The 26,602-nt window shown below is 61.2% G+C and carries 28 protein-coding genes and 3 pseudogenes; 19 read left to right on the forward strand and 12 right to left on the reverse strand.

Annotated features, from left to right (window positions below):
* Positions 1–648 precede the first annotated feature (648 nt).
* Together ACS5Q1_RS03490 and ACS5Q1_RS03495 are read right to left on the reverse strand one after the other, a co-directional pair.
* The gene (locus ACS5Q1_RS03490) at positions 649–876 is read right to left on the reverse strand and encodes a DUF6894 family protein (RefSeq protein WP_473096891.1); all 228 of its coding nucleotides are present in this window, start codon (positions 874–876) and stop codon (positions 649–651) included.
* Positions 877–968: 92 nt separating this feature from the next.
* On the reverse strand, positions 969–1,709 hold the full coding sequence (locus tag ACS5Q1_RS03495) for a calcium-binding protein (protein ID WP_473096892.1): 741 nt from the start codon (positions 1,707–1,709) through the stop codon (positions 969–971).
* Between the two features lie 341 nt (positions 1,710–2,050).
* Here ACS5Q1_RS03495 and ACS5Q1_RS03500 point away from each other — a divergent pair, with 341 nt between their 5' ends.
* A complete protein-coding gene (locus tag ACS5Q1_RS03500) occupies positions 2,051–2,386 on the forward strand; it encodes a YkvA family protein (RefSeq protein ID WP_473096893.1) in 336 nt (111 codons plus the stop codon).
* Here the strand turns inward: ACS5Q1_RS03500 and ACS5Q1_RS03505 are convergent.
* A pseudogene (locus ACS5Q1_RS03505) lies at positions 2,348–2,653 on the reverse strand (hypothetical protein); the annotation flags it as partial. The gene ACS5Q1_RS03500 and the pseudogene ACS5Q1_RS03505 overlap by 39 nt on opposite strands.
* A gap of 202 nt (positions 2,654–2,855) precedes the next feature.
* On the opposite strand from ACS5Q1_RS03505, the gene ACS5Q1_RS03510 reads away from it, so the two are divergent.
* Positions 2,856–3,359, forward strand: a complete 504-nt coding sequence (locus ACS5Q1_RS03510) for an IS607 family transposase (RefSeq protein WP_473096894.1) — start codon at positions 2,856–2,858, stop codon at positions 3,357–3,359.
* The gene (locus ACS5Q1_RS03515) at positions 3,359–4,867 is read left to right on the forward strand and encodes an IS200/IS605 family accessory protein TnpB-related protein (RefSeq protein ID WP_473096895.1); all 1,509 of its coding nucleotides are present in this window, start codon (positions 3,359–3,361) and stop codon (positions 4,865–4,867) included. Before ACS5Q1_RS03510 ends, ACS5Q1_RS03515 begins: the two co-directional genes overlap by 1 nt.
* A 95-nt stretch (positions 4,868–4,962) precedes the next feature.
* Here ACS5Q1_RS03515 and ACS5Q1_RS03520 read toward each other — a convergent pair whose 3' ends face one another.
* The 5 genes from ACS5Q1_RS03520 to ACS5Q1_RS03540 all read right to left on the reverse strand — a co-directional run bounded on the left by ACS5Q1_RS03520 (position 4,963) and on the right by ACS5Q1_RS03540 (position 10,756).
* On the reverse strand, positions 4,963–5,148 hold the full coding sequence (locus tag ACS5Q1_RS03520) for a hypothetical protein (RefSeq protein WP_473096896.1): 186 nt from the start codon (positions 5,146–5,148) through the stop codon (positions 4,963–4,965).
* A gap of 759 nt (positions 5,149–5,907) precedes the next feature.
* Positions 5,908–6,657 (reverse strand): ABC transporter ATP-binding protein, encoded by a 750-nt coding sequence (locus ACS5Q1_RS03525; protein WP_473096897.1) that lies wholly within the window; start codon positions 6,655–6,657, stop codon positions 5,908–5,910.
* Positions 6,633–7,541: an ABC transporter permease gene (locus ACS5Q1_RS03530; protein WP_473096898.1), complete on the reverse strand. Its 909-nt coding sequence runs from the start codon at positions 7,539–7,541 to the stop codon at positions 6,633–6,635. Before ACS5Q1_RS03530 ends, ACS5Q1_RS03525 begins: the two co-directional genes overlap by 25 nt.
* Before the next feature lie 3 nt (positions 7,542–7,544).
* On the reverse strand, positions 7,545–8,582 hold the full coding sequence (locus ACS5Q1_RS03535; RefSeq protein ID WP_473096899.1) for an ABC transporter substrate-binding protein: 1,038 nt from the start codon (positions 8,580–8,582) through the stop codon (positions 7,545–7,547).
* 827 nt (positions 8,583–9,409) lie between these two features.
* A complete protein-coding gene (locus ACS5Q1_RS03540; RefSeq protein WP_473096900.1) occupies positions 9,410–10,756 on the reverse strand; it encodes an LLM class flavin-dependent oxidoreductase in 1,347 nt (448 codons plus the stop codon).
* Between the two features lie 792 nt (positions 10,757–11,548).
* On the opposite strand from ACS5Q1_RS03540, the gene ACS5Q1_RS03545 reads away from it, so the two are divergent.
* The 4 genes from ACS5Q1_RS03545 to ACS5Q1_RS03560 all read left to right on the forward strand — a co-directional run bounded on the left by ACS5Q1_RS03545 (position 11,549) and on the right by ACS5Q1_RS03560 (position 14,109).
* A complete protein-coding gene (locus ACS5Q1_RS03545; protein ID WP_473096901.1) occupies positions 11,549–12,001 on the forward strand; it encodes an RrF2 family transcriptional regulator in 453 nt (150 codons plus the stop codon).
* A 189-nt stretch (positions 12,002–12,190) separates the two neighbouring features.
* Positions 12,191–12,661 carry a flavin reductase family protein gene (locus tag ACS5Q1_RS03550; RefSeq protein WP_473096902.1) on the forward strand — a complete coding sequence of 157 codons (471 nt, stop codon included), beginning with the start codon at positions 12,191–12,193 and terminating at the stop codon, positions 12,659–12,661.
* A gap of 162 nt (positions 12,662–12,823) precedes the next feature.
* The gene (locus ACS5Q1_RS03555; protein ID WP_473096903.1) at positions 12,824–13,417 is read left to right on the forward strand and encodes an RBBP9/YdeN family alpha/beta hydrolase; all 594 of its coding nucleotides are present in this window, start codon (positions 12,824–12,826) and stop codon (positions 13,415–13,417) included.
* Positions 13,418–13,581: 164 nt separating this feature from the next.
* Positions 13,582–14,109 (forward strand): flavin reductase family protein, encoded by a 528-nt coding sequence (locus ACS5Q1_RS03560; RefSeq protein WP_473096904.1) that lies wholly within the window; start codon positions 13,582–13,584, stop codon positions 14,107–14,109.
* Positions 14,110–14,118: 9 nt separating this feature from the next.
* Here ACS5Q1_RS03560 and ACS5Q1_RS03565 read toward each other — a convergent pair whose 3' ends face one another.
* Positions 14,119–14,271 carry a hypothetical protein gene (locus ACS5Q1_RS03565; protein ID WP_473096905.1) on the reverse strand — a complete coding sequence of 51 codons (153 nt, stop codon included), beginning with the start codon at positions 14,269–14,271 and terminating at the stop codon, positions 14,119–14,121.
* A 937-nt stretch (positions 14,272–15,208) separates the two neighbouring features.
* On the opposite strand from ACS5Q1_RS03565, the gene ACS5Q1_RS03570 reads away from it, so the two are divergent.
* Positions 15,209–15,883, forward strand: a complete 675-nt coding sequence (locus ACS5Q1_RS03570) for a phosphoribosylanthranilate isomerase (RefSeq protein WP_473096906.1) — start codon at positions 15,209–15,211, stop codon at positions 15,881–15,883.
* Positions 15,884–15,891: 8 nt separating this feature from the next.
* Here the strand turns inward: ACS5Q1_RS03570 and ACS5Q1_RS03575 are convergent, their stop codons facing one another.
* The gene (locus ACS5Q1_RS03575) at positions 15,892–16,083 is read right to left on the reverse strand and encodes an IS66 family transposase (RefSeq protein ID WP_473096907.1); all 192 of its coding nucleotides are present in this window, start codon (positions 16,081–16,083) and stop codon (positions 15,892–15,894) included.
* Positions 16,084–16,147: 64 nt separating this feature from the next.
* Positions 16,148–16,300: pseudogene (locus ACS5Q1_RS03580) on the reverse strand (LD-carboxypeptidase); the annotation flags it as partial.
* Between ACS5Q1_RS03580 and ACS5Q1_RS03585 the strand changes: the two are divergent.
* The 7 genes and pseudogenes from ACS5Q1_RS03585 to ACS5Q1_RS03615 form a co-directional block, all read left to right on the forward strand.
* Positions 16,258–16,647: pseudogene (locus tag ACS5Q1_RS03585) on the forward strand (Tn3 family transposase); the annotation flags it as partial. The pseudogenes ACS5Q1_RS03580 and ACS5Q1_RS03585 overlap by 43 nt on opposite strands.
* Positions 16,648–16,683: 36 nt before the next feature.
* A complete protein-coding gene (locus tag ACS5Q1_RS03590; RefSeq protein ID WP_473096908.1) occupies positions 16,684–16,899 on the forward strand; it encodes a hypothetical protein in 216 nt (71 codons plus the stop codon).
* A gap of 142 nt (positions 16,900–17,041) precedes the next feature.
* Complete coding sequence (locus ACS5Q1_RS03595) at positions 17,042–17,650, forward strand: NAD(P)H-dependent oxidoreductase (RefSeq protein WP_473096909.1); 609 nt, start codon at positions 17,042–17,044, stop codon at positions 17,648–17,650.
* Positions 17,651–17,687: 37 nt separating this feature from the next.
* The gene (locus ACS5Q1_RS03600; protein ID WP_473096910.1) at positions 17,688–19,040 is read left to right on the forward strand and encodes an LLM class flavin-dependent oxidoreductase; all 1,353 of its coding nucleotides are present in this window, start codon (positions 17,688–17,690) and stop codon (positions 19,038–19,040) included.
* A 76-nt stretch (positions 19,041–19,116) separates the two neighbouring features.
* Entirely contained in the window at positions 19,117–19,911 is a 795-nt protein-coding gene (locus tag ACS5Q1_RS03605; protein ID WP_473097000.1) for an ABC transporter permease, read from the forward strand.
* Positions 19,912–19,985: 74 nt separating this feature from the next.
* Positions 19,986–20,957, forward strand: coding sequence for an ABC transporter substrate-binding protein (locus tag ACS5Q1_RS03610; protein WP_473097001.1), 972 nt, complete (start codon positions 19,986–19,988; stop codon positions 20,955–20,957).
* Positions 20,958–20,959: 2 nt separating this feature from the next.
* Entirely contained in the window at positions 20,960–21,730 is a 771-nt protein-coding gene (locus ACS5Q1_RS03615) for an ABC transporter ATP-binding protein (RefSeq protein ID WP_473096911.1), read from the forward strand.
* A gap of 390 nt (positions 21,731–22,120) precedes the next feature.
* Here ACS5Q1_RS03615 and ACS5Q1_RS03620 read toward each other — a convergent pair whose 3' ends face one another.
* Complete coding sequence (locus ACS5Q1_RS03620) at positions 22,121–22,453, reverse strand: hypothetical protein (RefSeq protein ID WP_473096912.1); 333 nt, start codon at positions 22,451–22,453, stop codon at positions 22,121–22,123.
* 501 nt (positions 22,454–22,954) lie between these two features.
* Between ACS5Q1_RS03620 and ACS5Q1_RS03625 the strand changes: the two genes are divergently transcribed.
* The 4 genes from ACS5Q1_RS03625 to ACS5Q1_RS03640 are packed head-to-tail and all read left to right on the forward strand — an operon-like array spanning position 22,955 to position 26,464.
* Positions 22,955–23,815 (forward strand): metal ABC transporter substrate-binding protein, encoded by an 861-nt coding sequence (locus ACS5Q1_RS03625; RefSeq protein WP_473097002.1) that lies wholly within the window; start codon positions 22,955–22,957, stop codon positions 23,813–23,815.
* Positions 23,812–24,732, forward strand: coding sequence for a manganese/iron ABC transporter ATP-binding protein (locus ACS5Q1_RS03630; protein WP_473096913.1), 921 nt, complete (start codon positions 23,812–23,814; stop codon positions 24,730–24,732). Before ACS5Q1_RS03625 ends, ACS5Q1_RS03630 begins: the two co-directional genes overlap by 4 nt.
* Positions 24,729–25,589, forward strand: a complete 861-nt coding sequence (locus tag ACS5Q1_RS03635; protein WP_473097003.1) for a metal ABC transporter permease — start codon at positions 24,729–24,731, stop codon at positions 25,587–25,589. Before ACS5Q1_RS03630 ends, ACS5Q1_RS03635 begins: the two co-directional genes overlap by 4 nt.
* On the forward strand, positions 25,586–26,464 hold the full coding sequence (locus ACS5Q1_RS03640) for a metal ABC transporter permease (protein WP_473096914.1): 879 nt from the start codon (positions 25,586–25,588) through the stop codon (positions 26,462–26,464). Before ACS5Q1_RS03635 ends, ACS5Q1_RS03640 begins: the two co-directional genes overlap by 4 nt.
* Positions 26,465–26,602: the final 138 nt, after the last annotated feature.

The raw sequence follows: 26,602 nt of genomic DNA on the forward strand, positions 1-26,602 counted from the left end.
AAGATGCAGGTAACAACACCGGCTGTTGCGTTCCGGGAAGTAGCCTTCGACGATACGCTGCCCTGCCCTCTCCTTCTGGATCAGGCGAGCCAGAGACGGGGCAAGAAGAAAACGCCGGCTGGTGCTCATGAGAGGTGTGCCTGAACAATTGTGCCTTGCCGCCCTTCGGGCATGGTCACGAAAGTTAATCACCTCGCGGCCAGGACAGAAGGGCATTTGCGCCCGCGCCTGATGTTCCTGCTTCTATGGTAACCACGCGACGCTGTACTACCTTCGCGATGGCGCTCCTGTCCGCGTCGTCCAGCAGGCCCGGTGGTGAGGAGCAGCAGGGGCTTAAAGTGTCAGGGCCGTGGAGGAACGACTGAAGCAGCGCTGGTTGCTTTTCAGTGTTTGTGTGGCCATCCGCATAGGATAGCCACAATCGGCAAAGTGCTTCCCCAAAGTTCGCGTCAGCCCGCCTCCCCACCGAGGTGGGTGTTTGTGTGATTGATCCTGTGCCGCAAACCGTCCATGCGGCCGCTCGCACCATCGTGTCCTGCTCCATGATCTTTCGTTCCGCGATGCTGATCCCAGTGGGCGCGGGGGTTCGACCGCTTTGAAGATCCCGGAGGATTGCCATCGCGGGCGCGTGGGGCATGAGAGCCACTCTCAATGGAGGGCCTTAGTGAGAGGATACGAGTCAAGAAGGGTTCCTTCGGGGCCAATGATCTCCAGCCGCCACCCGGCCCAGTCCGCGATGGCCCTGTCATAGTCTCGTCGCAACTCACTGATGGCCTTGTGCGCTTCCGCCCTTGCGGTCTTGAGGTCCGGAACGTCAACACCCGTATCGTCCAGGAGGGTCTCTTGCTCGTTCACGAGGCGAAAGTAGCAGTGCATCACCAGCGCTTAGTGACAGATCATCGGCCGCTTGCCTCGTCGATGGCACAGGGATGGGTGCCGCGATTGATGGCCGCAGCACCCGTTTGCGGCTAGTGGACCGAGAAGTAATCGCCCGGGTTGTTGTGAACATCGTCAGCGTTGACATTCACCAGAGTGATGCTGTCGCCGTTGCCAAGGTCGACCACCGTGTTGTGCCCGACCTGCTGAACGCGGCTCGTAAGATCGTCGGCCGATGCGATATCGGTTCCGTTGATCCCTTTCGAGATCTGCAGGATATCCTGGCCGGCCTTGAAGTCGAGAACGACATCGTTGCCGCCGCCGCCGGTGAACACGAAGGTGTCGCTGCCGGCCCCGCCGTGAAGCACGTCATCTCCCGCGCCACCATCCAGGATATCGTCTCCGGAGCCACCACGCAGGATGTCGCTGCCCACACCGCTCTGTATCAGGTCGTCACCGGAACCACCTTCGATGATGTCATTCCCGTCGCCCCCGAGCTCGATGTCATTGCCATGACCGCCGCGGAGGTCGTCGTCGCCAGCACCGCCGAGTTGAACGTCATCGTCGTTGCCGCCGAACAGAACGTCATTGCCGTCGCCGCCGTCCTGGACGTCAGCTCCCTCGCCGCCGGTTAGCCAGTCGTCTCCGGAGCCGCCGGACGTCCAGTCATCGCCGCTCCCGCCAAAGATGACGTCCTGGCCTTCGCCGCCGGAGAGAGCGTCGCCCCCGCCTCCGCCGAAGATCAGATCATCCCCGCTATGTCCGAACACCACGTCCGCAGTGGCAGTGCCGTGCAGCGAGTCGTTGAACGCCCCGCCTCCTAGAGTTGCCATGTCTCGTCTCCTTGGTATGCGCGCCAAGTGAGAGGGCGCGTCGGGTCACAAGTATCACCGTGAAGCAGGGTGCAGCGATTAGCGCCCTACACGGCATTTCTAAATCGAATCCTATGTAGAGTAAATATTCATTTCGAAATTATTAGTATTGCTGACTAATAGACAAACTATACTGTCAGATTAGTTTCGAACAGGGACAACAGTCATTTTGCAATGAAACGAGAATACAACGATATTCGAGCTGTTTTATCGTTGGGCTCGACGGAACAGCCAGCGCTCCGCATGAGAACGACCTGTCTCAGGAAAGGGGCAAGGGATGAGGATTGAGGCATGGCTGAGGGATGGAGCACGCCATCAAGAAGGAGGTCGTTGCGCTCTCCATGGCCGCCCGAGACCGCCGGGTGCCGTGGTCTGTGAAGGCGGCAATGGCGGCCATGGCGGCCTATGCGTCCAGCCCCATCGATCTCATTCCGGACTTCATCCCAGCGCTGGGCTATCTCGATGAGGCGATCCTCCTGCCGGTCGCGGTCACTCTCGTGAACAAGATGATCCCTGATCCGCTTTCGGCGGGGTTCCGCGAGGAGTCTCAGGATCGAGCCGATCAACCCCTCCGTCTGACGCAGCACGAGCTGAAACACCGCCCGGAGTGTCAGGGCTGTCCTGATCGCCAGGGCTGAATAGTGGAGCTGACCGCCTGGTGTCATCCGAGGCTCAGTGCGCAAGGCGGCAATCGCCTCCTCGGAGAACCAGACCGTGAGACTTCCGCGCTGGCGCAGGGCAGTGTCATACTCGGCCCAGTTCGTCCCTCTGTGCCGTTGCCGGGGGATGCGATGACGGCGAGCGGCCTGGACCTTGACCGACATGGCGGATCTTTGCTCAGACGGCGAACAGGCCGCTACGCTAGCTCTTTTCGAGCCACTCCGTGGACACGAGGAGGCGTTCATTGGCAGCCTGCACGCGGAAGGCCGAGACGAACAGCGCTGTCGCGACGACAACCGTAACCAGGAGCGCTTTGGTATTCAGGCTAATCCCGAAGGGTCGGCAACTGCTGCCAGATGGTGTAACTAGCGTTTCATGGCGTGACGCACGATCACATTGTCGGCCTGGGCCAAGCAGCAAGGGGTGTCGCGCATGACCGCCTAGCGCATGGCCACCGCAGGAAGCATCGAGGGTGCAAGGAACAGCCCGGCAGGCCGGTGGGTCGTGGACGTCGAGGATCCTGAGCCGCCCAAGCTCACCGTCGCTTACGCCCGCGTCTCGTCCCACGACCAGAAGCACGACCTCGACCGCCAGGTCGCCCGCATCGCCGAGTGGGCCGCTGCGTCCGGAACCAGGATTGACCGATACGTCCGCGAGATCGCCTCGGGCCTGAACGACAAGCGGCGCGAGCTCAACGCGCTGCTGTCCGACCCCTCCGTCGGCACGCTCATCGTCGCGCATCGCGACCGACTTGCGCGCTTCGGCGTGAACCAAATCGAGCAGTCCCTCAAGGCGACAAAGCGCTCGATCATCGTCATCGATCCCGGCGAGCTCGAGGACGACCTCGTGCGCGACATGATCGAGCTGATGACCTGCTTCTCGGCCCGTCTCTACGGCAAGCGGTCCGCCCACAACCGCGCCCTGCGCGCGGTGGAGGCGTTGAAGTCCTGATGCGCACCTTCTGCACGATCACCGGAGACCCGAATGCCGACATGAAGCTCGCCCCGGTGGGCGAGCTGTCCGGGCATGTCAAGCACTGGAGCTTCAAGGAAATCTATGCCCTCAAGCGTCCCGTCGCGGAGGTCAAGAAGGAGGCGATCGCCCGCTTCGGCATCACCGCGCGCCACTTCAACGGCATCCGCTTCGATCTCGACCAGGCCGTGAACTCGTGGCACGGCTCGGTGCAGTACCGCATCCAGCAGCTCAAGGACTCGATCGAGGCCACCGAGAAGCGCATCGCGTCCCTCGGCAAGCAGATGGGCAAGGCGAAGACCGAGGGGCGGCAGAAGTCCCTGAAGTTCAAGCAGGTCGGCAAGAAGCGCAGGCTCGACGTGCTGAAGGGCCGGCTCAAGTCGGCCGCGGCGGAGCTCAAGGCCGCAATGCCGCGGGTGTGCTTCGGCGGGCGCGCGCTGCTGCGCGACAGGGGCACCGACGACGGTGCGATCTGGCGCTGGAGGCAGAAGCGCTCCGGGCGCATCAACTTCGTCGGTGCGGCCTGCGAGAGCGACGGAAACCAGAGCTGCAAGTGGGACGGCAAGGATCTCAGGATTCGTCTTCCCGATGCCCTCGGCGGGTCGTTCGTGACGATCAAGGCCGTGACGTTCCGCTACGGCCAGCGGGAGATGCGGCGCATCCTCGAGCGCAACATGAATCCGGAGACGCGCACGGGCATCACCTGGCTGCTGTTCCGCGATGATGAGGGACGCTGGAACGTGCGCGCCACGGTCGATGAGCCAGTCGCTGCCGTCGTCACGGACATCCGCCTCGGCGCCATCGGGGTCGACGTCAACGTCGACCACCTCGCCGTCGTGATCGCTGACCGCCACGGAAACCCGACGGGCCGTCTGCGCCTGCCGTTCCCGGACGCGGATGTTTCAAGCGACAAGGCCTCCGCCATGATCGGCGAGGCATGCAAGGCGCTCTCCCTGCTCGCCTTGAAATACGGCTACGGCATCGCAGTCGAGGATCTCGAGTTCTCCCGCAAGAAGTCAGCCCTCCGGGAGTTCGGCGCGGCGCACGCGCGACGGCTCTCGGGCTTCGCCTACTCCAAGTTCTTCCAGCTCCTCAAGGCGCGGTGCTCTCGCGACGGGGTCGAGCTGGTCAAGGTCGATCCGGCATACACGAGTAAGATCGGCCGGACGAAGTACGCCCGCTGGCGGGCCATGTCGGTGCACCACAGCGCCGCGTTGGTCATCGCCCGTGCGACGCAAGGGTTTGGCGAACGCCTCGTCGCCATGGACGGCACCGCCCTCGACGCTCCCGGGAGGATGCGTCCGAGGACCGAGCGGCGCCGTTGGCGGGGCGCGCGCCCGCTGACGCGGGAGGGGGCCAAGGCCCCGTTCGCACCGCGCGGTCGGGGACGGGGAACATGGCGCGAGGGGGTGGGCGCAAGCGCCCAGCCTCCGCGGGTGCGGCACAGGGTCCGAGACCCTCACGCATCGGCGGACGGACGACCCTGAACGGCCCGTCTCAAGTCGGGGGCGCCGTTGCCCCGGCGTCGGACACGGTCGGCCACATGGCTGATACGCCTGATATACTTACTAGCAACGGTTGTTCAGCGACGACGCCGGGTGAGTTTTTCACGTGCCGCCCGGCTGGCCTCCTCGATCGAGGCAAAGATGGTCAGATCGAGGGCCTTGAATGCAAAGCCGGCGGCGAAGAAACGGAAGCCGCCTTCGACGGCGACGACGATGCCCGCGGTAACATCTCCGACTTCGATGACATGGGTGGTATGTGGCATGACACAAGCTCCCTGCCGCCAACGCTGGGTTGGCAATGATGCGGTTGTCTCAAGGAAGGAAAAAGGCTGTTTATGAAAGCCGACACCAGCTCCGGGCGCCGCGAGCCCGACGCACCATTCGATGCAAGGCGAAGTTCAACAGAGCAACAATCATGATCGCAACCCTCCGATGGGATCACGAGGCGCATGAGACGCATCGTGACGCTAGCGGTGCACTTCAAATCACCGCGGTCTCGAATGCCATATCGAGCTCTGAGACCCTGAGAAAATGGCTTGGCCTCATGACTCCGTCAACGGGAATAGGATTTTTTATTCATCGCTCAGACGCGAATGACCTACTGTCGGAAAGCGAGCGAACGAAAACTCTTCCGCAACTTGATGCTGGACCTTGCTGGGCCGGCAGCCCCGTTCCATGAGCCTGGACAAGTCACAACAGGTGACCTCGGAACTTTCCGTCAGACGGCCAACCAAACAGCTTGTCGAGGAATTGGACTTTGCCGGCTGTTCTTTGCCCTGTGGGGCTGCCGGGCCCGCGCCGAATGATCCCCGTAGCTCCAATGCGCTCCAGGGTCATATGGGGAGTGTCATCCTGAGGCTCCCATGGGCTGGGAGGTTGACCTGAGCGCCTGGCGAGTGGCCCTGATGATCCTGTTCAAATCCTTTCAGGCGCTGCGCTTGCTTTGTTTCAGCGATAGCCCGTAGCGATGCAGGCACCATCAGCCGAGAACTTTCACTCTTTGAGTTTTTCTCCAATTCCCGTCACGCGACGCGGCGCAGCTCCTTCTCGGTCACGCCGAGGCTGGTCAACAGTTGAGCGCGTAGTTGCGCGAAGCGTAGCTCGCGCTGCCGTCTGTCAGAGGGTAGGTTGACTTCCAGATCCACCGTGAAACGGCCCTGATCGAGAATAAGAATACGCTGAGCCAGGTGGATCGCCTCGTCGACATCATGCGTCACGAACAGAACAGCCGGCTGGTGACGGGCGCACAGGTCGAGCAGAAGAGCCTGCATCCGCAGTCGGGTCAAAGCGTCGAGCGCTCCGAAAGGCTCATCGAGCAGGAGGAACTCAGGCTCGCGTGCGAGCGAACGTGCCAGGGCAGCGCGCTGCTGTTCGCCGCCGGAAAGCTGCATCGGCCAAGCCATTGCGCGCGGCACCAAGTCGACCTCTTCCAAAGCCTTAAGCGCGCGCTCGCGGGAGGCCCCTCCCTTCAATCCTAGCGTGACATTGTCAATGACCTTCTTCCACGGCAGCAGCCGGGCATCCTGGAACACGACCGAGATTGCGTCGGGAGTGTCAACCTGGCCTGAGCCTGGAATGCCATGGTCAAGGCCAGCGAGTGCGCGCAGGATCGTGCTCTTGCCGGAGCCTGAACGACCGAGCAGAGCGACGAACTCGCCACGGCCGATATCAAGATCGACGCCGTCGACAATCGTGCGCTCGCCGTAACGGCGCCTGAGCCTGCGCACCTGCACGACAGGCTCCTGGATCAGTCCGCCAAGATCTTTCGCCATGGGAGGGCCTTTCGTGTGATAAAGCGTACCAGCCAGTCCGAGCTCAAGCCGAGCGCAGCATAGACGGCAAGGCACAGGATGATGACTTCGGTCTGCCCATAGGTGCGGGCCAGATTGATCATATAGCCCAAGCCGCTGGTGGCATTGACCTGTTCGACAACGACGAGCGCCAGCCAAGCATAGGTGACGCCAAAGCGCAGGCCGAGGAGGAAGCCTGGCAGAGCTGCCGGAAGCACGACATGACGCAGGAACTGCAGGTTGCTGAGGTCGAGCGTCTCGGCCAGTTCGATAAAGCGGGCGTCGGTCGAGCGCAGGCCGTCATGGGTCTGGATATAGATCGGTGCGAAGGTGATCAGCGCGATGGTCAGGATCTTCATGCCTTCGCCGATGCCGAACCAGAGCATCAGGAGAGGAATCAGGGCCAACGCAGGGATGGCGCGCTTGATTTGGATAGGGCCGTCGACGAGATACTCGCCAATTCGGCTCAAGCCGGCGATGACACCAAGCAACGCCCCAGCGACGATGCCCCAGAATAGACCCCAAAAGGAACGGACGAATGAGGTCCAGAGATTCTCCTGTAAGCGGCCATCTTGGATCAGTTCAAGGCCGGTCAGCGCGACAGTCCATGGTGCTGACAGGATGCGGTCGTCGATATAGCCGGTGGTCGAGCCGATGCTCCACAAGATGAGGAGTAGCGCAGGGCCAATCGCGGCCCCATAAGGGATGGTCGGACCGGGTCCAAGCTTGCGCCGTCGCTGCCGCCCATTCCGGTTGCTCGTGGTCGATAGCGAGGATTGGATCCTGCCAAGGCTCGGTCTTAGCCATTGCTGCTGCCTTGATGTATCAGGGGCAGAATCGACGCTTGGGATCGAAAGGTCCACCATGGTTCACTCTCCCCGATAGGCAGCGCCGGCAACTGTCTCGAATCGGCGGTCGAACAGGGTTTCCGCTTTCAAGATCGGCTTCTTCAGTTCTTCCGCGAGCAGGTCGACCGTTTCCTGTTGGCGTTCGATCGCCCCGTTCCAATCGAGTGGCACATCCGGATGGCCGTTCGATTCCACCAGAAATCGGGCAGCGTCGTCTTTCAGGCCTTGGTCCTTGATATAGTATCCCTTGATCCATTCCTCGGGATGCGTCTCGATCCATTTCGTGGCACGGCCCCATGCCGCGACATAGGCGCGGATGGCTGCGGCCTTGTCAGGATCCTCAAGAGAGGATTTCACCACGTACAAATAAGCCGGGTCGTCACGCAGGCCGTGGGCGAGCGCCTTAGCCCCGTCCTTGGCGTAGTTCTGAATGAAGCGCTGCTTGTTTGCCTCCGCAATCGGCGCGGCATCGATGAGCTTGCTCGCCAGTGCATTGACATAGGCGTCACCGACACTCGGCAATTCGATGAGTTGGACGTCGCTGCGCTGCAATTTAAGCTTCTTCAAGACTCGTAGCACGAGCGCGCCCTGAGCCTGCCCAGGGCTGAAGGCGATTCTCTTGCCTTTGAGATCGTCAAGCTGCTCGATGCCGGAATGCGGTGCGGTGGCGATAACGTAGATGGGGTGACTCACCGGATCGAGGCGGAATTTTGCCGCGACGATCTTGACATCCAAGCCCGTCCATTGCGCGTGGATCGGAGGAATATCAGCGACCGAACCAATATCCAGCGCCTTGGATCGGAAAGCCTCGATTGTCTGCGGGCCGCCCGAGATGTTGGCCCACTCGACCTGGAAAGGCAGCTTGCCCAGTTCGCCCGCAAGAGTGAGCGCGACCCGGGTTTGCGGATCACCGATAACCAGCTTGGTCCCAGGGGCGATCTTGTCGGGGACAGGTGCATTGTCGGCGAGAGGCTCGGCAAGGGCTGCTCCGGTCATCAGGAGGGCTGTCGATAGGATGCATAGGATAGCGGTCGGAAGGCGCAAATATGCTTTTGTCATGGTTCCCCACTTGAGCTCTGGGCGCAATCGAGACTCATAAGGTATGACTGGTAATTACAATAGTCTATAGAATTAATAGTTTAATATTGCGATCATTGAAGAAGAGTTTTAAACAAAGGCGAGACGTGAGGAGAAGATCTTTCAGGTTAGCGGTGAGATATCGCTTGATGGGCCCGCAAGCGCCTGCCTTCCCTGGCGATCGGCAGTGGCCTTAATGCCGGTCACCAACTGCGAGCCGATGACACCGCGCCGCCTCTTGCGTGCTGGCTGACAATCCGATTTCTGACCATGGAAGGCAGGGCGAAACGACTCGTTCTTTCAGTGCTGAGTCGACGCGAACTCTGTCTGGTGCTTTGGTTCCTGTCGTTTACTGAAATGCGCTACGCGCTTCTTTTCTTGAATGACACCGATGCTTTTTGCTCTGGGACTTCCTTGTCTTGGCCCTTGACCGAGGTGGATCCCATGTGCTCTCGCGTTTCTTGGCAAACCCAACGAACTTCCTTGTGCCACAACGCGCCTATGGGCGCGAGTGCCCTTCGGCCTGAAGCTGCGGGGAGCGTTCTCACTGCTTGTCGCCCATGGTGTTCCGGCTGGCCTACCGACATTTTGCTGAATCAACCCGGCGCGCGATGCCTCCATGATGCATCAGGCGGTGGAGACCGCCGCCAGTCGCGCGACCGTCGATCCAAAAACGGGGCGTCGTCCGAGATCGCGCCGCCCTGGCGGCTGCATCCAAGCCCATCGAGATGATCGGAAGGTCGGACGCGCTGGGGCCAACCACGGACCGGCAGAGCTCTCCCGAAGGTGCTGGATGATGGCCGCCGGTCTCAGGCGCTCTTTCTCTGCGCCAGCGCATAACTGCTTTTCGGCCGCGGCAGGCCATAATGGTCGCGCAGCGTATCACCGATATACTCCTCCCGGAACAGCCCGCGCTTGCGCAGGATTGGAACGACCTCGGACGCGAACGCGTCGAAGCCGCCGGTCAGCCAAGGCGGCATCACGTTGAATCCGTCGGCTGCGCCGTGCTCGAACCAGGTCTGAATCGCATCAGCAATGCGCTCGGGAGTACCAGCCAGCACCCAATGCCCACGTCCGCCGGCCAGGCGTTGAATCAGCTGACGGATGGTCGGCTTCTCGCGGTCGATGATGTCGACGACAAGCTGGAACCGACTGGCGACGGCCTTGAGCCCGTTTGTGTCGACGAGGTGGCGAGGAAACGGTGCGTCGAGGTCATGGCCTGTGAGATCGACCCCGATCATGCGCTTGAGTTGCTCCAGCGAAGCGGCCGGCTGAATTAACTCGTTCAACCCCTCCTCCAGTCTATCGGCCTCAGCCTGCGTCGAGCCGAGATAGGGGCTGATGCCGGGGAGGACGCGAATATGGTCCGGCCGCCGTCCGAGCGCGGCGGCACGGGTCTTGATATCGGCATAGAAGGACTGCGCGCTCGCCAGCGTCTGGTGTGCGGTGAAGATTGCTTCGGCGTGCTGGGCAGCGAAAGAGCGGCCGTCATCAGACGAGCCCGCCTGGATGTAGACCGGCCTCCCCTGGGGACTACGCGCGATGTTGAGCGGTCCGCGGACCCGGTAATGCTTGCCGATATGATCGATGCTGTGCACCTTGCTGGTATCGGCAAAGATCCCGCTTTCGGGATCGGCAACGAGCGCCTCGTCCTCCCAACTGTCCCAGAGCTTGGTCACGACCTCAAGAAATTCGCGCGCCTTCTCGTAGCGGTCACGATGCGGGGGGTGTTCCGGCAAGCCGAAATTCTGCGCAGCTCCGGGATCACCTGTGGTGACGATGTTCCACCCAGCGCGCCCTTTGCTCAGATGATCGAGCGAGGCGAACAGTCGGGCGAGATTGTAGGGCTCGGTGTAGGTGGTCGAGGCCGTCGCAATGAGCCCGATTTTCTGCGTTGCTGCTGCGATTGCGGCGAGCCAGGTGATTGGCTCAAAGCGAAGACGGGAGGAATAGCGGACATTCTCCGGGAGTGAGGGCCCATCGGCGAAGAAGATTGCGTCGAACTTTGCAGCCTCCGCTCGCCGTGCAAGTTGCTGATAATAGCTGATGTCGAGCACTCGCCTAGGTTCGGATTCCTTGAACCGCCAAGCCGCCTCGTGGTGGCCACCAGGATAGATGAAGAGATTCAGGGTCAATTGGCGCTTGGGATTGGACATGGATACCCTCGCTTTAGAATGGTCGACTTCGAAAGTCGGCAAGTGGTGTAGCGGCCTCTTCGAACCAGCTTTACCGGCGACGCGATGTCTCTGAACGATGCCAGGGGTGCTGCAAACAGGTCAAGAGAAAAAGTTCTTTAAAAAGAACGTTAACAAGAGAATGTTAAACTAATCTTACGTGGAAGGCTAAGACGTGGCAGAAGGGCCACAGCTACACTAGCAATATTGTTGAGCAGCTAAATTAAACTTAATACCGTGAGTGACAGGAAGAATAATTCTCTCCGTACAGTGCTTTATAAAGAACATCCCTATTAACCAGCGTTACCATGGCCGATAGGCCCCTAACTGATCGAGCAGATCAGTGGTGCTGGCCCTCGATCTGATCAGAGAAGAAATGGTGAGGCTGACCCAACCGCCGTCGGGCAGGCAGGAGAGATTGCCGATCGCGGGTTGGGGCCTAAAATTCTCATCGGCGCCTGCATGGGCATCGCCGGAAGCCACTGTGGGTCGCCAAGCAGTCCGGCGTTTGTTGAATTGCTCCCCTGAGGGGCTGGCGACCATAGTTGCTCAAAAGGCACGACAAGCCACCGGGTCGACGTAGGGCGAGGGAGATGGGCAGTTGTCGGGCGGTGCTGCCTTTCCTGATTTGAGCTTGCTTTCCTCCAGAGCACGCGTCTCGCAGACCACGGTGTGAAACCTCTCTTATTCTGAGCTGCGAACGGAAAAACTCATTGCTGAAATATTGTTAGTTGATAGACTTAATCTGATATCGCTGCTTGCTGAGGTCTAGGGGTGTTAACCAACAAGGGCAAATACGGGCTCAAGGCAATTATTCATCTCGCGAGGCTCGATGCCGGGGAGACGGCTCAGGTCGCAGAGATTGCCCAGACGAATAACATCCCGAAGAAATTTCTTGATGCCATCCTGCTGGATCTGCGCAATGCCGGCATGTTGAGAAGCAAGAAGGGCCCAGGCGGGGGCTATGCCTTGGCCAAGCCGGCCCGTACCATCAAAGTCGGTGCCGTCATTCGAGCGCTTGACGGTCCGCTCGCGCCGATCGCGTGCGCTAGCCGATCCGCGTTCCGCGCCTGTGATGATTGTGGCAAAATCGAGTTATGTCCTGTTCGTTCGATCATGAGCGAAGTGCGCGATGCCATCGCCTCGGTCGTTGATAACACCACCGTTGCCGATCTCGCCAAACGCACCCCATCACGCTTTCGGAGCAACAAAGCCGCAATAGCATGATCGATATTTGTCTACTAACATAGCAGACAACTTTTGAGTGACACCATAGTTTGACCGTCCCCGGGGACTTGCGCGGCATGGCGTATGCCTATCGTCCCCGTAGTCAAGCGACGGTCGCCATGAACAACGTGATCCGCCGCCGAGAGCCTGCTGGGATCGAGCCCTCCGCTTTTCGCGCAGTGATGCGCAATGTCGCTGGCGCAGTCAGTGTTTTACGGCCTCGGCCGGAGGCATCCGCGCCGGATTGACCGCGACGTCCTTGACGGCTTGTCGGCCGAGCCTCCATCCGTCCCCATCTGTGTGAATCGGAGCGCGTCTGCTTGGCCGGTGATCGCACAGGCCCGGCATTTCGCGATCAATATCCTGTCGATCCAGCATCGATCGAATACTGACTGTTTCGTTGGCCGTGGCGGGATCAAGGGCGAGGCGCGGTTTCACGAGGGCGACTGGACGCGGCTTATCACCGGCGCGCCTGTCCTGAACGGTGCCTTGGCGATTCTCGATTGCGAGACAGAGGAGATGATCGACTGCCATTCGCCCACGATCCTGATCGGTCGCGTCAAGGCGATCAGTGACGACAATGCAGAAGGTGCCCTCCTGTACTGGCGCGGCGACGATGGCAAGCTGGACGAGCCCCTCCAGCACGGTGCTGGTATTTGACCGCTTTTCGACAAAGATGAACGATCGCGTTCGGAAGAAAATTCTCTAGCTGAAACTTAATCGGGATCGCTGTTCCATCATTCGCCCTGAATTTGACAAGGCATTTCATTGACCGGTCTTCCCTTGAGCCTGATACTTCTCGGCAATAGAGGAAGATCAGCTATGACAATTCTTATGGTCCCGGGCTTCAAGGGCTCTGAACCGGAACATTGGCAGAGTCGCTGGGAAGCCGCGTTGGACGACGTAGAACGGGTCCAGCAGGAGCACTGGGATGCACCGGATCTCGACGTCTGGCTTGCGGTCCTGGCGCACCACGTGAAGCGAAGGCCGGGTGCCATTCTGGTGGGCCACAGCCTTGGAGCGACCTTGATCGCCCATCTAGCACTGCGCCATCCGGACCTGGACATCGGCGGTGCCCTGCTGGTAGCACCAGCCGATCCCGACTTGCGGCGCTCCCGCGTGCCTGGGATCGCTTCGTTCGGCCCCTTACCGATTGAGCCCTTCGGCTTTCCCGCCATCTTGGTTGCCAGCCGGACCGACCCCCACATGGCGCAGGATCGTGCCCGTATCATCGCCAATCTGTGGGAAGCAGCCTTCGTCGATGCCGGAGATGCCGCGCACATTAATGTTGCCAGCGGCCACGGCGCTTGGCCGGAGGGTCTCCATTGGCTTGCCCGCTTGCAGGTCCGGCAGCGTGCCTTCGCACAACTGCCCCTGTCGCGACCGTCGACCGGTTCGAGACATTCTACGCCGTGAGCGCTTAGCGGGGATGCTGTTCGAGCAGTCTGCTGTCGGTCGGACACTGCGACGTAGTCCGAAGTGCGATCGCCATCTGTTACGCGGGCAATCGCACGTAGCAATGACGCCAGGCGAGATGAGCCCGCATCGGCCGCCTTTGTTGCAACCTGTGGAACTCCGTGATGATCATGACAACAACGATCAATTCGGCCTCGCTGCCGACGGTCGACGTCAAAACCTTTTGGCAAACCCTCGCTGAGAGGGTGACTGGCATGACCATTGTGACCACTCATGGGGATGACGGCCCGGCCGGTCTGCTGGGGCTTTCCGCTGCGCACGTCACTGCCAACCCGCCAACGATCCTCCTATCGATCGATAAGAAGACAACTGCGCTCGGCGCTATCCTCTCCCGTCGCCACTTCGCCGTGAACTACCTGCCGGCCGGAGCAGAAGCTGTTGCAAACGCATTCAGTGGCAAGGCGGGTGTTTCAGGGGCCGACCGCTTCCTCGAAGGCCAGTGGGACACCCTGGTGACCGGTGCGCCGGTCTTCAGAACGGCTCTCGGCGCCTTCGACTGTGTGGTCGATGATGTCATTCAGCGTGGCGATATTTCGATTGTGATCGGCATTGCCGTTGCCTCTCGCGTAGACTCCGCACGACCACCGCTTGTCTTCTTTCGGGGAGCCGTCCGGAGTGAACTTGGCGGATGATGATTGGTCTTACTCGCAGCCTTCCGGAGGGGCCCCTCTCAAGGGCCGCCCCACAACCTTTTCCTGAAGTACCGCCTGCGTATAATGGAGCAGGAATGCGTCAGGCTGCGTGCCCATGATCACGGTGTCGTGCTTTCTGACGGCATCGTTCTCCCTGCTCATTTTGCGCTCCTCACAACCGGCGACTGCCGCGAGGAGCGCCATGAACTGCGCCTGGAGGACCCATGGTCATTGCTCGATGTAGGCCAGACGGGGCCGATCTACGCGCTTTCCCGGCGTGGTCTCCTTCCCCAGCCCCACAGCGTCACAAAGCCCTGAAGCTCTCGGCCGCGGGCATCCCGATCGAATTCAGCCTCGCCGACATGATGCTTTGGCTTCACTCAACCATCCGGATGCACGAGGCTGCGGGCGGCGACTGGCGCAACGTGACCGATGGATTGCGGCCGCATACCCAACTGCTCCGGCGCCACCTCCGGCACGAGAGCCGCGGCCATTTCCTCCGGCATACCTCAAGCATGTGGGACATGCACCATCACCGGATGCCACTGTCGTCGGTGGCTCGCATCGATGAAGCATAAGCCTCGGGTCTCCTGCGGATCGTCAAGGGTCATTTCCAGGTGGCGTTGAAGACCGCGCGTGGCACCACTGTCACCGATCGTCGTTCCGACGGCAGCGAACCTGTAAAACGCGAAGCATCGCATGTCATCGATTGCCGCGGTTTCAGGCGCCTCCCACTTCCCACGCAGAACCGTCTCATACAGTCTATGCAGGACGGTGGGCTCGCCCGCGTGGATGAATTGGAGTCGGTTCTGGTAGAGGGCGAAATGACACCCTAAGCGAGAGCTTGTCCGTCTTGTGGTTCCGCGTGGTCAAGCGATCTTCGAAGTGCCGACTTCGGCCTGCTTCCGTCGTCCTATGGGCGCCTCGATCTCTTGAGCTGATGCATGTGTAATCTCTTGTCTGATTGCGGTTGCCCGCATAAACATATCCGCAACCTACCAGCGGACCGCGGGGTACCCCGAACCGGACGTCACGAACGATGGCAGGGTGTGGAAATCTGACCGTTGCTTAACGCGGCTTGTTGTTCGAGAGGTCTTGGATGAGAACCCACATCAAAATCTGCGGTATCGCCTCGGCTGACGAGGCGCGAATGGCCATCGAGGCCGGCGCGGATGCTCTGGGCTTCAATTGCGTAAACCCGCCCAGCCTTCGCACGATCACTGAGTCGGCCGTGGCCGAGATCGCACGGGGGATACCGCCTGCCGTTGAGACCTTCCTGCTGACTTCTGAGACCACGGCCGACGCGATTGCAGATCAAGTGCGCCGCACCCGTACAACGAACGTTCAAATCCTTTCACACATCGATCCGGTCGAGTCCGCACGCCTGGCTGAGCTCGCTCCTCATGTGAGGCGAGTTCAGGTGATGCATGTGGAAAGCCGGGCCGTGCTCGACATGATCGCAGCGTACAGTCGCTATGTTCATGCTTTTCTGCTCGACTCCGGGCGGCCCAATTTGGCTATGCCCGAGTTCGGTGGAACCGGGCGCACGCACGACTGGAGGATAAGCGCCGAGTTTGTTGAGACCAGTCACCTTCCCGTGTTCCTCGCTGGCGGCCTCTCTCCCGCGAATGTCGGTGACGCCATCCGACAGGTGAAGCCGTTCGGCGTGGACCTAAGTTCAGGTGTCCGAACCGAGGGCCGACTGGATCAACGTAAGTTGATTGCCTTCGTCTTGTCGGTGCGAGAAGCGGATGAAATTCGCCTGTCCGCTTAGGGTCGCGATCAGTCGGCGGGGCTGCGGCCTGAGATGTCGGCCTCGATGGCGAACAGCTCGGCGATGCGCTCCAACGCCTCACGTGCAGCCGGCAAGGTGGTGGCGAGGTGGACGTCGTAGAGCTTGCGCCGCACGTGCGCCCAGCAGGCGACCTCGACCAGCCGCGGCTGACCCGTCTCGGCTTGGGGTCCGGATGGCATGCTGAAACGATTGAGCGGATGTCCCTCCAAACTGATCCGAATCCCAGCAAGCCCCATGGATGCCAGGGACACAGGCATGATGCCACAGGGCAAGATGCAGGATCGTGACCTCGCTGAAGCCGATCAGAAGTTTCGGGTCTGCACGCATGGCAGAAAAGTCGAGGCCATCGGCATCTGGCGGTTGCGTTGCGCGAGGTTGGCCACGTCGAGCAAACACTCTTCATTATAGTGTGGATCCTCGAGACGGACATGCAGCGACGCGCGCAGATCGGACTCAACAAGGGTGAGGCCCATTATGCGCTCAAGAATGCGCTACGTATCAGTCGCCAGGGTGAAATCCGCGATCGCACGGCAGAGGGACAGCACTACCGGATCGCCGGCCTCAACCTCCTGACCGCAATCATCATCTACTGGAACACCGTCCGCCTCGGTCATGCCGTCGCAGAGCGACGAAACGAAGGGCTCGACGTGCCGCCCGAGCTTCTGGCGTACATATCCTCGCTGGGCTGGACGCACATTTTACTGACTGGCGAGTATCTGTGGCCGAAGGAGCAGAACGCTTAGGGTGTCATTTCGCCCTCCACGGGAACCTATCCCGAATTGAACCTTGGTCTCGACTTCGGCCAGCATGATGCTTTGATTGACTCCCACGGCCGAAGCGTCAAGCGCATCTTTGGCATCGGCCTTATCACCCGTGGCGTCTATTGGGAGAAAACTGCAGTGCCCGACATGCGAGAGCAGGCAGCCCACCTGGCTGAACTCCTGCTGGGCTCGTCCGGCCTGTCCATCTCGGCGGCCCGCCGGGGCATCCGCTGAGGAAGGGGGAGAGGCCAATCGTCCTCTTCCCTTCGCGATCCACGCTAAATCTCTTCTCCTTTTAACAGCAATTATGAAATGGACGCGGAAGGCGAACCGCCATTAGTCTACTGTTTTAGTAGATTTATAGAAGGAGACGACTATGTCCAAGCTCGATATCCTCGGCCTCGCCGGTAGTTTCAGCATACCCTCCCGCACGCGGGGCCTCGTCGAAGAGGCCGTTGCCCGCACTGTGGCTCGCTTCGGTGGGCGGTCCAAAGTCATTGATCTGTCGCAGCTGGGGTCAGATTTTGCTGGCGCACGCCATCTCAAGGAGCTCACTGGATCCGGGCGCGACGTGGTCGACTCGATTGTCGACACCAAAGCGTTGATCGTTGCGACCCCGGTCTACAAAGGAAGCTATCCGGGCCTCTTCAAACATCTCTTCGACCTGATCGATCCAACAGCACTTGCCGGGAAACCGGTTCTTTTGGCCGCCACGGGAGGCGGAGACAAGCACGCTCTGGTGATCGAGCATCACCTGCGTCCGCTCTTTGCGTTCTTCGAGGCGCAGACGCTTGCCACAGGCGTCTACGCCTCGGAGCGAGACTTCGTGAACGGCCAGCTTGTCTCTCCCAGCCTCATCAACAGACTGGACCGCGCGATTGGGCAATTCGAGCCACATCTGAAGCAGGACGACCGCGACGTGCTGTTCACGGCAAAGACCGAACGCTGGCGCGGGACCGCAGAGGCGGTCGCTGCCCATTCGTGACCCACCCTCCCCTCGAGCCTACCAGGTGAATTCAGATATGACCCGACAGATCAAGCTTGGTGCCTTTCTGCCCGGCGGAGGCCAGCACATCGCTTCATGGCGTCACCCGGACCAGCCGGCGGACGGCGCCACCAGCTTCGAATTCCATAAGCAGCTCGCGCTCACAGCCGAGCGCGGCCTTTTCGACGCTTATTTTCTCGCCGACGGCGTGGCGGTGTCTTTTGGCGGCGGCTCCGAGGGTGGCAGCGCAAAGGTGGCGGGACTGGAACCCGTGACGCTTTTCTCGGCGCTGGCACCGCTGACCTCCTACATCGGATTCATCGCAACGGCCTCCACCACCTATGAAGAGCCATACAACCTCGCGCGGAAGTTTGCGTCCCTCGACCTCATTTCCGGCGGCCGGGCCGGCTGGAACGTCGTGACGACCGCCACGGAGGCCGCCGCTCATAACTTCAACCTTGAGCAGCAGCATCCGCATGCCTTTCGGTATGCCCGCGCCAAGGAGCATGTCAACGTGGTCAAGAAGCTCTGGGACAGCTTCGAGGACGACGCCTTCATCCGCGACAAGGCGAGCGGCGCGTTCTTCGATCCGGACAAGCTGCATGCCGCCGATCATCGGGGCGAACATTTCAAGGTCAAGGGACCGCTCAACGTGCCGCGGTCCCCGCAGGGTCATCCGGTGATCGTGCAGGCTGGGCAATCCGAAGACGGCCGCGGGCTCGCCGCTGCGACTGCGGAAGTCGTCTTCACGGCGCATCAGCGGCTGGAGACGGCCCAGGAATTCTATCGAGACATCAAGTCCCGCGCGCAAGGGCTCGGCCGTGATCCGCGCCACATCCTCATCATGCCCGGGGTCTCGCCCTTTGTCGGCAGGACCGAAGAAGAGGCGCGCGAGAAGTATGACCGCCTGACCAGCCTGATCCTGGAGCCGGACGGGATTGCGCTGCTGAACGGCCTCACCGGCGGTACGCTCGACCTCAAGGGCTATGACCTCGACGGCCCTCTTCCTCCCGCAGCGCCCACGGAAGGGATGAAGAGCCGTCAGGCGCTCATCCGGCAGATCGCCGACGAGAACAACTTCACCATCCGTCAGCTTTATCAGTGGGTCGCCTCTGCCCGCGGCCACTTCACCGTGGTCGGCTCTGCGACCCAGATCGCCGACACTCTGCAGGAATGGTTCGAGAACGAAGGAGCCGATGGCTTCAACATCCTGCCGCCCTGGCTGCCGACTGCGCTTGAAGATTTTGTCGAGCTCGTCATCCCCGAGCTGCAGCGGCGCGGACTATTTCGCAGGGCGTACGAGGGCCGCACGCTTCGGGACAACCTCGGACTTCCCTATCCGCACAACCGCTGGGCCGCCGCAAGACATGCCGTCCAGGCCGCCGAATGAGGCCCAGGGAAAGGATCAAATCATGTCTATGATCGATACAGAACAGGGCTATGCCTATCGCCGAACCAAATTTGACATGGCCTTTGCCTCGGGACTTGCCGAAAAGGCCGCGGCTGGCCTCATCCAAATCGGCACCCGCTATGGCGTGCTCGTCGGCTTCCTGGTCTTCTGGCAAGTCGCCAGCGAAGTCGGTTGGCTGAACCCCGCGGTCTTCCCGCCGCTCGACACGATCGTTGCGGCCCTTTGGAACGGCCTGGTCGGCGGATTTCTGCTGGACGACGTGGCCATCAGCCTGCAGAGGTCCGGCATCGCCTTCTCGGCGGCCGTCGTCATCGGCATTCCGCTCGGCCTGTTCATGGGCCAGGTGAAGCCGGTCGAGCGCAGCCTCGATCCGATCCTGCAACTGTTCCGGCAAACATCGGCCTTGGCGCTCTATCCAGTCTTCATCCTTCTGCTCGGCCTGGGCGAAGCTTCCAAGGTCTTCGTGATTTTCTGGGCCACACTCTTTCCGACGCTTCTGGCCACGATCGGCGGCGTGAAGCAGGCGGATCCGAAGCTCATCGAGATGGCCCGCGTCTACGGGGCGTCACGGCTGACGATCTTCCGCCGCGTGGTGCTGCCGGGCGCGGTGCCTTCCATCTTCGTCGGCCTGCGGCTCAGTGCGACCACTGCCCTGCTTCTTCTGATCGCCGCCGAAATGATCGGCGCCAACAGTGGCGTTGGCTTTCAGGTCATGAATGCCCAGTACAATTTCCAGATCCCGCTGATGTTCGCTGCCATCCTGCTGCTCGCGATCCTGGGACTGAGCGCAAACTACGCGCTGGAGCGCCTGCAGGGCAGGCTCTGCCGCTGGAACCGGCTGAATCGATGACATCACCTGTCCATCCGCAATCGAAAGGTCATACCATGATGAACATCACCCGCAGGCATCTCAATCTTCTAGCAATGCGCTCGGCCGCGGTGCTTTTCGCCAGCACCGCGCTCCTGGGAACGGCGCAGGCTGCAGAAGGGACGACGAAGCTCCGCTACCTTGCCAGCCACGGTGGCATCTCGGCCCACGAACTGGCTGCCGAACTCGGCTACTTCGAGGGAACGCGAATCGTGCTGGAAAACATCGGCTACGCCGGCGGCGGCCCCGAGTCCCTTTTTGCCCTGGCGTCCGGGAACGTGGAGATCGGCGGCGCCGCAACTGCGGCGGTGATCAACTCGATCGCCGGCGGCAATGATTTCGTCGCGGCCTATCCAAGCAACGGGATCAACGATCAGGTTCAGAGCAAATTCTACGTCCTCGAAGACAGTCCCATCCACTCCGTGAAGGACATCGTCGGCAAGACCGTAGCGGTCAACACGCTTGGTGCGCATCTGGATTACACCGTGCGCGAAGCCCTGCATGCCGAAGGTCTGCCCAAGAATGCGGCGCGCCTGGTCGTGATCCCGGGCCCGCAGCTTGAGCAAGTGCTGCGTTCCAGACAGGTGGATGTTGCCGCCTTTGGCTACTGGCAGTCGACCTTCGAGGGTGCGGCGCGCCAGAATGGCGGCCTGCGCCCGATCTTCGACGACACCGACGTCCTGGGCGAAATCGCCGGCGGGTTCGTGGTGCTCCGCCGGGACTGGACGAAAAAGCATCCCGAAGCGGCCAAGAGATTCGTCGAGGCCTCCGCGAAGGCGCTCGATTTCGCACGCGAAAATCCACAGAAGGTGCAGGAAATCCTGGCCCGCGTCTTGAAGTCCCGGGGCGAAAACTCGGACATCGCAAAATATTTTGCGGGTTACGGCGTGCGGCCCGGGGGCCGCGCGGTCGATCGCGACCTGCAGTTCTGGATCGACGTGCTGGTTCGCGAAGGCAAGCTGGCCCATGGACGGCTCAAGGCGTCGGATATCCTGTACGCCCCTGAGACGGTTGCGAGTGGAGGTTGACGATGGCGGAGGCACAGACCACCGAACGCGGAGAGGTCTCCATACGGAACCTCTCTAAATCCTTCTTCCTCAACGGGCGCGACCTCAACGTGCTGCGAGGCCTCGACCTGGAGGTCGGCAGCGGCCAGTGCGTGGCGATCGTCGGGGCCAGCGGCTCGGGCAAGACGACCTTGCTGCGCATTCTTGCAGGCCTGGAGCCCGCCGACGGCGGCGACGTTCTGATTGACGGCGCGCCCATCCGCGGCGTGGGGTCCGACCGCGCCGTCATCTTCCAGGAGCCGCGTCTTCTGCCCTGGCTCACGGTGATGGGCAATGTCGCATTTCCCCTTGAGGTTCGCGGCCTTGCAGCCAATGTGGCCCTGCAGCGGGCACGTCGCTACCTGCGACTCGTCGGGCTTCTCGATTTCGCAGACGCCTATCCTGCCCAATTGTCCGGAGGCATGGCGCAACGAGTGGGCATCGCCCGGGCGCTGGCGGTGCAGCCGGAACTGCTCCTGCTCGACGAACCTCTCGGAGCGCTCGACGCGATGACGAAGATGACGATGCAGGAGGAACTTGCGCGGATCTGGGCGGAGGAGCATGTGACGATGGTGCTTGTCACCCATGATCTCGAAGAAGCAGTCTATCTGGCAGACCGGGTCCTGATCCTGCCAAAGCACAAGGGCAGTGCCATCCGCACTATCGAGGTGGATCTTCCACGCCCCCGCGACCGCAGCGATCCTCGCTTCGTCTCGCTGCGTCAGTCTCTCTTGGCCGAGTTCGGGCTGCATTAGACGAAGTCACGGGAATGTCACTGTTGCACTGGCTCGCTCCAGATCGCGCATGATCGGGAGGCTGCAGCAATCGCAAACAGGAGGTTCTTTCTCGATGCTAATTGCAAGCACGATGATGCGTTAGAGCCCGAAACGCAGCCTCCTAGGCGTCATCACGAGAACCCGTCGGCCAGGGCATGGGCCAAGACATAGCCCTGTTCCCGACCGGCTCTGGTCGGAGCCAAAACAACACCGCCGAAGGTACTGCAGATCCACACCTCCCGATCGCAATCGATGAATCGGAACTGGGCTTGGCAGGGAGGAACCCTGTGCACGAGGCATCTCCATTAGGGGTGGTCCTAGCAGCAGCCCGACATAGGTCCGTGCCGGAACGATCCCACAACGCATTCCTTAGGCGGCGAGTGCGGCCGGCACAGACAATCTTTCGGCCAGTTCCTCCGCCAGGCGAAACTCATGCAGGGCCGCGCTCGCCTTCGTGCGAGGGATCCCGATGGAGGTTACCATCCGAAGCGAGAGCAAAGACAGAACCTTCGGCAGCGGCTTGCGGTGCATCCCGAGAATGAACTGCGTATCTCTGATCCCGAATGTCAGCAGTTCCCGCTCCTGGTCTGTCGTCATCACAACATCGGCATCGAGATTGTGACGATCCAGGGCTGACTCAAGCGCATCAATAGCTCCGAGGATGTTGATCGCCGCAGTTGTGGTGTCGTTGATCGTAAACATGTCTCTCCCATGGTCGTTTGGGAGATCTGCTGGAAAGTTCCTCCTAGAAATATGGATCGATGAGGGTTCCTGGTGAGCGAGGAAGGTGACTTCAGAATGACATGCGGACATAGCGAATCTGAGCCTCCCAACTTTGCGTCTTATCGGGCTTGAACCGAGCAATGGAACCGGGCAGTGGCTGAACAAAAGCGAGCGTCTGGCGCGAGCGCCTGACGTTTGATTGGACGATTTGGGTTAGCCTCCTGACTTTCCCAGAAATTGATGACGGTATGATGAAACGGGCGCTCAGGTGAGACCCGAAGCATCACACATACATCAGGGAAGACATCTTTGTGGAGGCAGGCGACGCCGGCGTCTATTCCCAGAACAGGCCTTCCTGTGCCGCCTGGTGCCAGTCAGCCTCACTTGACTTATTGCAAATGATTTGCAACTGCATAAACGATCCAAACGACCCCTGAGGAGATGATGATGAAGCTTGCCCCTCTGCTGTTCGGCCTCGCAATGCTGCTCTTCACCGCTGCACCGTCTGCTCAGGCCGCAGACGGCAAGCTCAAGGTCGTCACGACCTTCACCGTCATCGCTGACATGGCGCGGAACGTGGCGGGAGATGCCGCCGTCGTGGAATCGATCACCAAGCCCGGGGCGGAGATCCACAACTACCAGCCGACGCCGGGCGACATCCTGCGGGCGCAGGATGCCAACCTCATCCTGTGGAACGGCCTCAATCTCGAGCTCTGGTTCGAGAAGTTCCTCCGCAATCTGAAGGAGGTGCCCAGCGTCGTCGTGTCCGAGGGCGTGAAGCCGATGGGGATTCAGGAGGGGCCCTACACCGGCAAGCCCAACCCCCATGCCTGGATGTCGCCCCGCGATGCCCTCATCTATGTCGACAACATTCGGGATGCGCTCGTCAAACACGACCCCAAAAATGCTGAGGCCTACCGCGCCAACGCGGAGACCTACAAAGCCAGGATCCAGGCGACCGTCTCACCGATCCGGTCGATCCTGGCGGCGATCTCCGAGCCGCGGCGCTGGCTCGTGACGAGCGAAGGCGCCTTCAGCTATCTCGCTCGTGACTTCGGCCTGAAGGAACTCTATCTCTGGCCGATCAACGCCGATCAGCAGGGTACGCCGCGGCAGGTGCGCAAGGTGATCGATGCCGTTCGCGCCAACAGCATCCCGGTTGTCTTCTCTGAGAGTACGATCTCGCCCGATCCGGCCAAGCAGGTGGCCCGTGAGACCGGTGCCAAGTACGGGGGCGTCCTCTATGTCGATTCCCTGAGTGATGCCACGGGTCCGGTGCCGACCTATCTCGATCTCCTGCGCGTTACCTCGGAGACCATTGCCAAGGGGCTGACCGAATGAACGCTCCCACCCGACGCGCCGACCCTCTTTCAGGCGCCGCGGGCGCGGGTCTTGCCGTGAGCGGCGCAACGGTCACCTACCGCAATGGGCATACAGCCCTTCATGACGTGAGCTTTGCGATCCCCCGCGGCACCATCACCGCCCTGGTGGGGGTCAACGGCAGCGGCAAGTCGACCCTGTTCAAGGCCGTCATGGGCTTTGTCCCCGTCTCGCCCGGATCGATCTCGATCCTCGGCGGATCTGTGGCCCAGGCACTCAAGAGCAATGTCGTCGCCTACGTGCCCCAGAGCGAGGACGTCGACTGGAACTTCCCCGTTCTGGTTGAGGATGTGGTGATGATGGGCCGCTATGGCCACATGAACTTGTTGCGTCTGCCCCGGCGCCAGGACCGCGAGGCGGTGGACGCGGCGCTGGACCGTGTCGGCATGAAGGCCTTCCGCAAACGCCAGATCGGCGAGCTCTCGGGTGGCCAGAAGAAGCGGGTCTTCCTGGCGCGTGCCCTGGCCCAAGACGCCCATGTCATTCTCCTGGACGAACCCTTCACCGGCGTTGACGTCACCACAGAGGAGGCCATCATCGTGCTCCTGCGCGGGCTTCGCGACGAGGGTCGCGTGATCCTGGTCTCGACCCACAATCTCGGCAGCGTTCCAGAGTTCTGCGACCGGGCGGTGCTGCTGAACCGGAGTGTGCTTGCTGCCGGGCTGACGGAAGAGGTATTCACGCAGGCCAATCTGGAAAAAGCGTTCGGTGGGGTGCTCCGGCACTTCGTGTTCGATGCCAGCCTTCGTGCAGGGATCTCGTCGGTGGATGTCATCTCCGACGACGAGCGGCCGCTGGTCATCTACACGGACAAAGCTTCGGATGCGACCAAGGATAGCACGGCTAACCCACCGGCCGCGGGAGGCGAGCGCACCTGATGGCCCAGCTCCTTGAGCCGTTTTTCTACGAATACATGGTCAACGCGATGTGGGTGAGCGCCCTCGTCGGGGCGGTCTGCGCCTTCCTGTCCGCCTACCTGATGCTCAAGGGCTGGTCGCTGATCGGCGATGCGCTCTCACACTCCATCGTCCCGGGCGTCGCCGGCGCCTACATGCTCGGCCTGCCCTTCTCCGTCGGAGCTTTCCTCTCGGGTGGGCTGGCGGCTGGCGCCATGCTGTTCCTGAACCAGCGCACGAAGCTCAAGGAGGACGCCATCATCGGGCTGATCTTCACCTCGTTCTTCGGCCTCGGGCTGTTCATGGTGTCGCTCTCGCCCACCTCCGTGAACATCCAGACGATTGTCCTCGGCAACATTCTGGCGGTGACGCCCGAGGACACGCTCCAACTCGTTATCATCGCAGGCGTGTCTCTCGCCATTCTGCTGGTGAAGTGGAAGGACCTTCTCGTCACCTTCTTCGACGAGAACCATGCCCGCTCGGTCGGCCTTAATCCCACCGCTCTGAAAGTCCTGTTCTTCACGCTGCTCAGTGCCTGCACGGTCGCGGCGCTGCAGACGGTCGGGGCCTTCCTCGTGATCGCCATGGTGGTGACGCCGGGCGCCACGGCGTACCTCCTGACCGACCGCTTTCCGCGGCTGATCCTGATCAGCGTAGCGGTCGGCGCGCTTTCAAGCGGCCTCGGCGCCTATCTCAGCTACTTCCTCGATGGTGCCACTGGCGGCATCATCATCGTCTTGCAGACGCTGGTCTTCCTGACGGCCTTCGTCCTGGCTCCTAAGCATGGACTGCTCGCCGCCCGGCGGCGCATGCGAGCCGCATCGGGAGCGAGCCCATGACCGGCCTGTTCGACACGCTCGCCCTGCCCTTCACCTTTCCGTTCATGCGAGAAGCCCTCGTCATCGCCATGCTCGTCGCGGTGCCAGCGGCGCTGCTGTCGTGTTTCCTGGTGCTCAAGGGCTGGTCGCTGATGGGGGACGCGATCTCGCATGCGGTGCTGCCCGGGGTTGTGCTGTCCTACGTCGCGGGCTTGCCCCTGGCGGTGGGAGCCTTCGTGTCGGGCATGGTCTGTGCCCTCGCCACCGGCTATCTGAAGGAGAACAGCCGCGTCAAGGAGGACACGGTCATGGGCATCGTGTTCTCCGGCATGTTCGGCCTCGGGATCGTGCTCTACACCAAGGTCGAGACGGAGGTGCATCTCGACCACATCCTGTTTGGTGACATGCTCGGCGTGGATTGGCCCGACCTCTTGCAGAGCGGGATCATCGCCGCCGTCGTGCTGGTCATCATTGCCATGAAGTGGCGGGATCTGCTGCTCCACGCCTTCGATCCGCAGCAGGCCCAGGCCATGGGCCTGCCGGTGCGGCTTCTCCACTACGGCTTCCTCTCCCTGCTCTCCTTGACGATTGTGGGCGCCTTGACCGCGACCGGCATCATTCTGACCATTGCCCTGCTGATCACGCCGGGCGCGGTGGCGTTTCTGCTGACCAAGCGGTTCGGAACGATGCTGGTCGTGTCGGTGCTGATCGCCGTGGTGACATCCTTCACCGGTGTCTATGTCAGCTTCTTCATCGACAGCGCCCCCGCCCCGACCATCGTTCTGGTCATGGCTGGCACCTTCGTTGCCGCATTCTTCTATCAGCGTCGGTACGTCAAAACTGAACCCGGGCATCAAAGTCCAACACCAGCGGCCGCTCGAACGAGGGAAGACTAAGATAGCAACATCAGGCGCCGCCATGCGCAAGCTGGTTCATATCTGCTTTGGCGGGCTCAAAAGCAGAGGCGATTGCTGCTTTCCAGTTGCCCACCAGACTTGACCGCTCAGACGCCATCTACATCAACGCCCAAGGTG

The sequence above is a fragment of the Microvirga sp. GN3 genome, assembly GCF_055792825.1.

Coding starts and splice junctions, on each gene's coding strand:
- ACS5Q1_RS03495 (WP_473096892.1), bottom strand. CDS start 1,709: ATGGCAACTCTAGGAGGCGGGGCGTTCAACGACTCGCTGCACGGCACT.
- ACS5Q1_RS03550 (WP_473096902.1), top strand. CDS start 12,191: ATGTCGCTGGCGCAGTCAGTGTTTTACGGCCTCGGCCGGAGGCATCCG.
- ACS5Q1_RS03630 (WP_473096913.1), top strand. CDS start 23,812: ATGAACGCTCCCACCCGACGCGCCGACCCTCTTTCAGGCGCCGCGGGC.
- ACS5Q1_RS03620 (WP_473096912.1), bottom strand. CDS start 22,453: ATGTTTACGATCAACGACACCACAACTGCGGCGATCAACATCCTCGGA.
- ACS5Q1_RS03610 (WP_473097001.1), top strand. CDS start 19,986: ATGCGCTCGGCCGCGGTGCTTTTCGCCAGCACCGCGCTCCTGGGAACG.
- ACS5Q1_RS03510 (WP_473096894.1), top strand. CDS start 2,856: ATGGCCACCGCAGGAAGCATCGAGGGTGCAAGGAACAGCCCGGCAGGC.
- ACS5Q1_RS03525 (WP_473096897.1), bottom strand. CDS start 6,657: ATGGCGAAAGATCTTGGCGGACTGATCCAGGAGCCTGTCGTGCAGGTG.
- ACS5Q1_RS03625 (WP_473097002.1), top strand. CDS start 22,955: ATGCTGCTCTTCACCGCTGCACCGTCTGCTCAGGCCGCAGACGGCAAG.
- ACS5Q1_RS03560 (WP_473096904.1), top strand. CDS start 13,582: ATGATCATGACAACAACGATCAATTCGGCCTCGCTGCCGACGGTCGAC.
- ACS5Q1_RS03540 (WP_473096900.1), bottom strand. CDS start 10,756: ATGTCCAATCCCAAGCGCCAATTGACCCTGAATCTCTTCATCTATCCT.
- ACS5Q1_RS03640 (WP_473096914.1), top strand. CDS start 25,586: ATGACCGGCCTGTTCGACACGCTCGCCCTGCCCTTCACCTTTCCGTTC.
- ACS5Q1_RS03500 (WP_473096893.1), top strand. CDS start 2,051: ATGGAGCACGCCATCAAGAAGGAGGTCGTTGCGCTCTCCATGGCCGCC.
- ACS5Q1_RS03605 (WP_473097000.1), top strand. CDS start 19,117: ATGGCCTTTGCCTCGGGACTTGCCGAAAAGGCCGCGGCTGGCCTCATC.
- ACS5Q1_RS03595 (WP_473096909.1), top strand. CDS start 17,042: ATGTCCAAGCTCGATATCCTCGGCCTCGCCGGTAGTTTCAGCATACCC.
- ACS5Q1_RS03615 (WP_473096911.1), top strand. CDS start 20,960: ATGGCGGAGGCACAGACCACCGAACGCGGAGAGGTCTCCATACGGAAC.
- ACS5Q1_RS03570 (WP_473096906.1), top strand. CDS start 15,209: ATGAGAACCCACATCAAAATCTGCGGTATCGCCTCGGCTGACGAGGCG.
- ACS5Q1_RS03530 (WP_473096898.1), bottom strand. CDS start 7,541: ATGGTGGACCTTTCGATCCCAAGCGTCGATTCTGCCCCTGATACATCA.
- ACS5Q1_RS03535 (WP_473096899.1), bottom strand. CDS start 8,582: ATGACAAAAGCATATTTGCGCCTTCCGACCGCTATCCTATGCATCCTA.
- ACS5Q1_RS03600 (WP_473096910.1), top strand. CDS start 17,688: ATGACCCGACAGATCAAGCTTGGTGCCTTTCTGCCCGGCGGAGGCCAG.
- ACS5Q1_RS03565 (WP_473096905.1), bottom strand. CDS start 14,271: ATGAGCAGGGAGAACGATGCCGTCAGAAAGCACGACACCGTGATCATG.
- ACS5Q1_RS03490 (WP_473096891.1), bottom strand. CDS start 876: ATGCACTGCTACTTTCGCCTCGTGAACGAGCAAGAGACCCTCCTGGAC.
- ACS5Q1_RS03575 (WP_473096907.1), bottom strand. CDS start 16,083: ATGCCATCCGGACCCCAAGCCGAGACGGGTCAGCCGCGGCTGGTCGAG.
- ACS5Q1_RS03555 (WP_473096903.1), top strand. CDS start 12,824: ATGACAATTCTTATGGTCCCGGGCTTCAAGGGCTCTGAACCGGAACAT.
- ACS5Q1_RS03520 (WP_473096896.1), bottom strand. CDS start 5,148: ATGCCACATACCACCCATGTCATCGAAGTCGGAGATGTTACCGCGGGC.
- ACS5Q1_RS03515 (WP_473096895.1), top strand. CDS start 3,359: ATGCGCACCTTCTGCACGATCACCGGAGACCCGAATGCCGACATGAAG.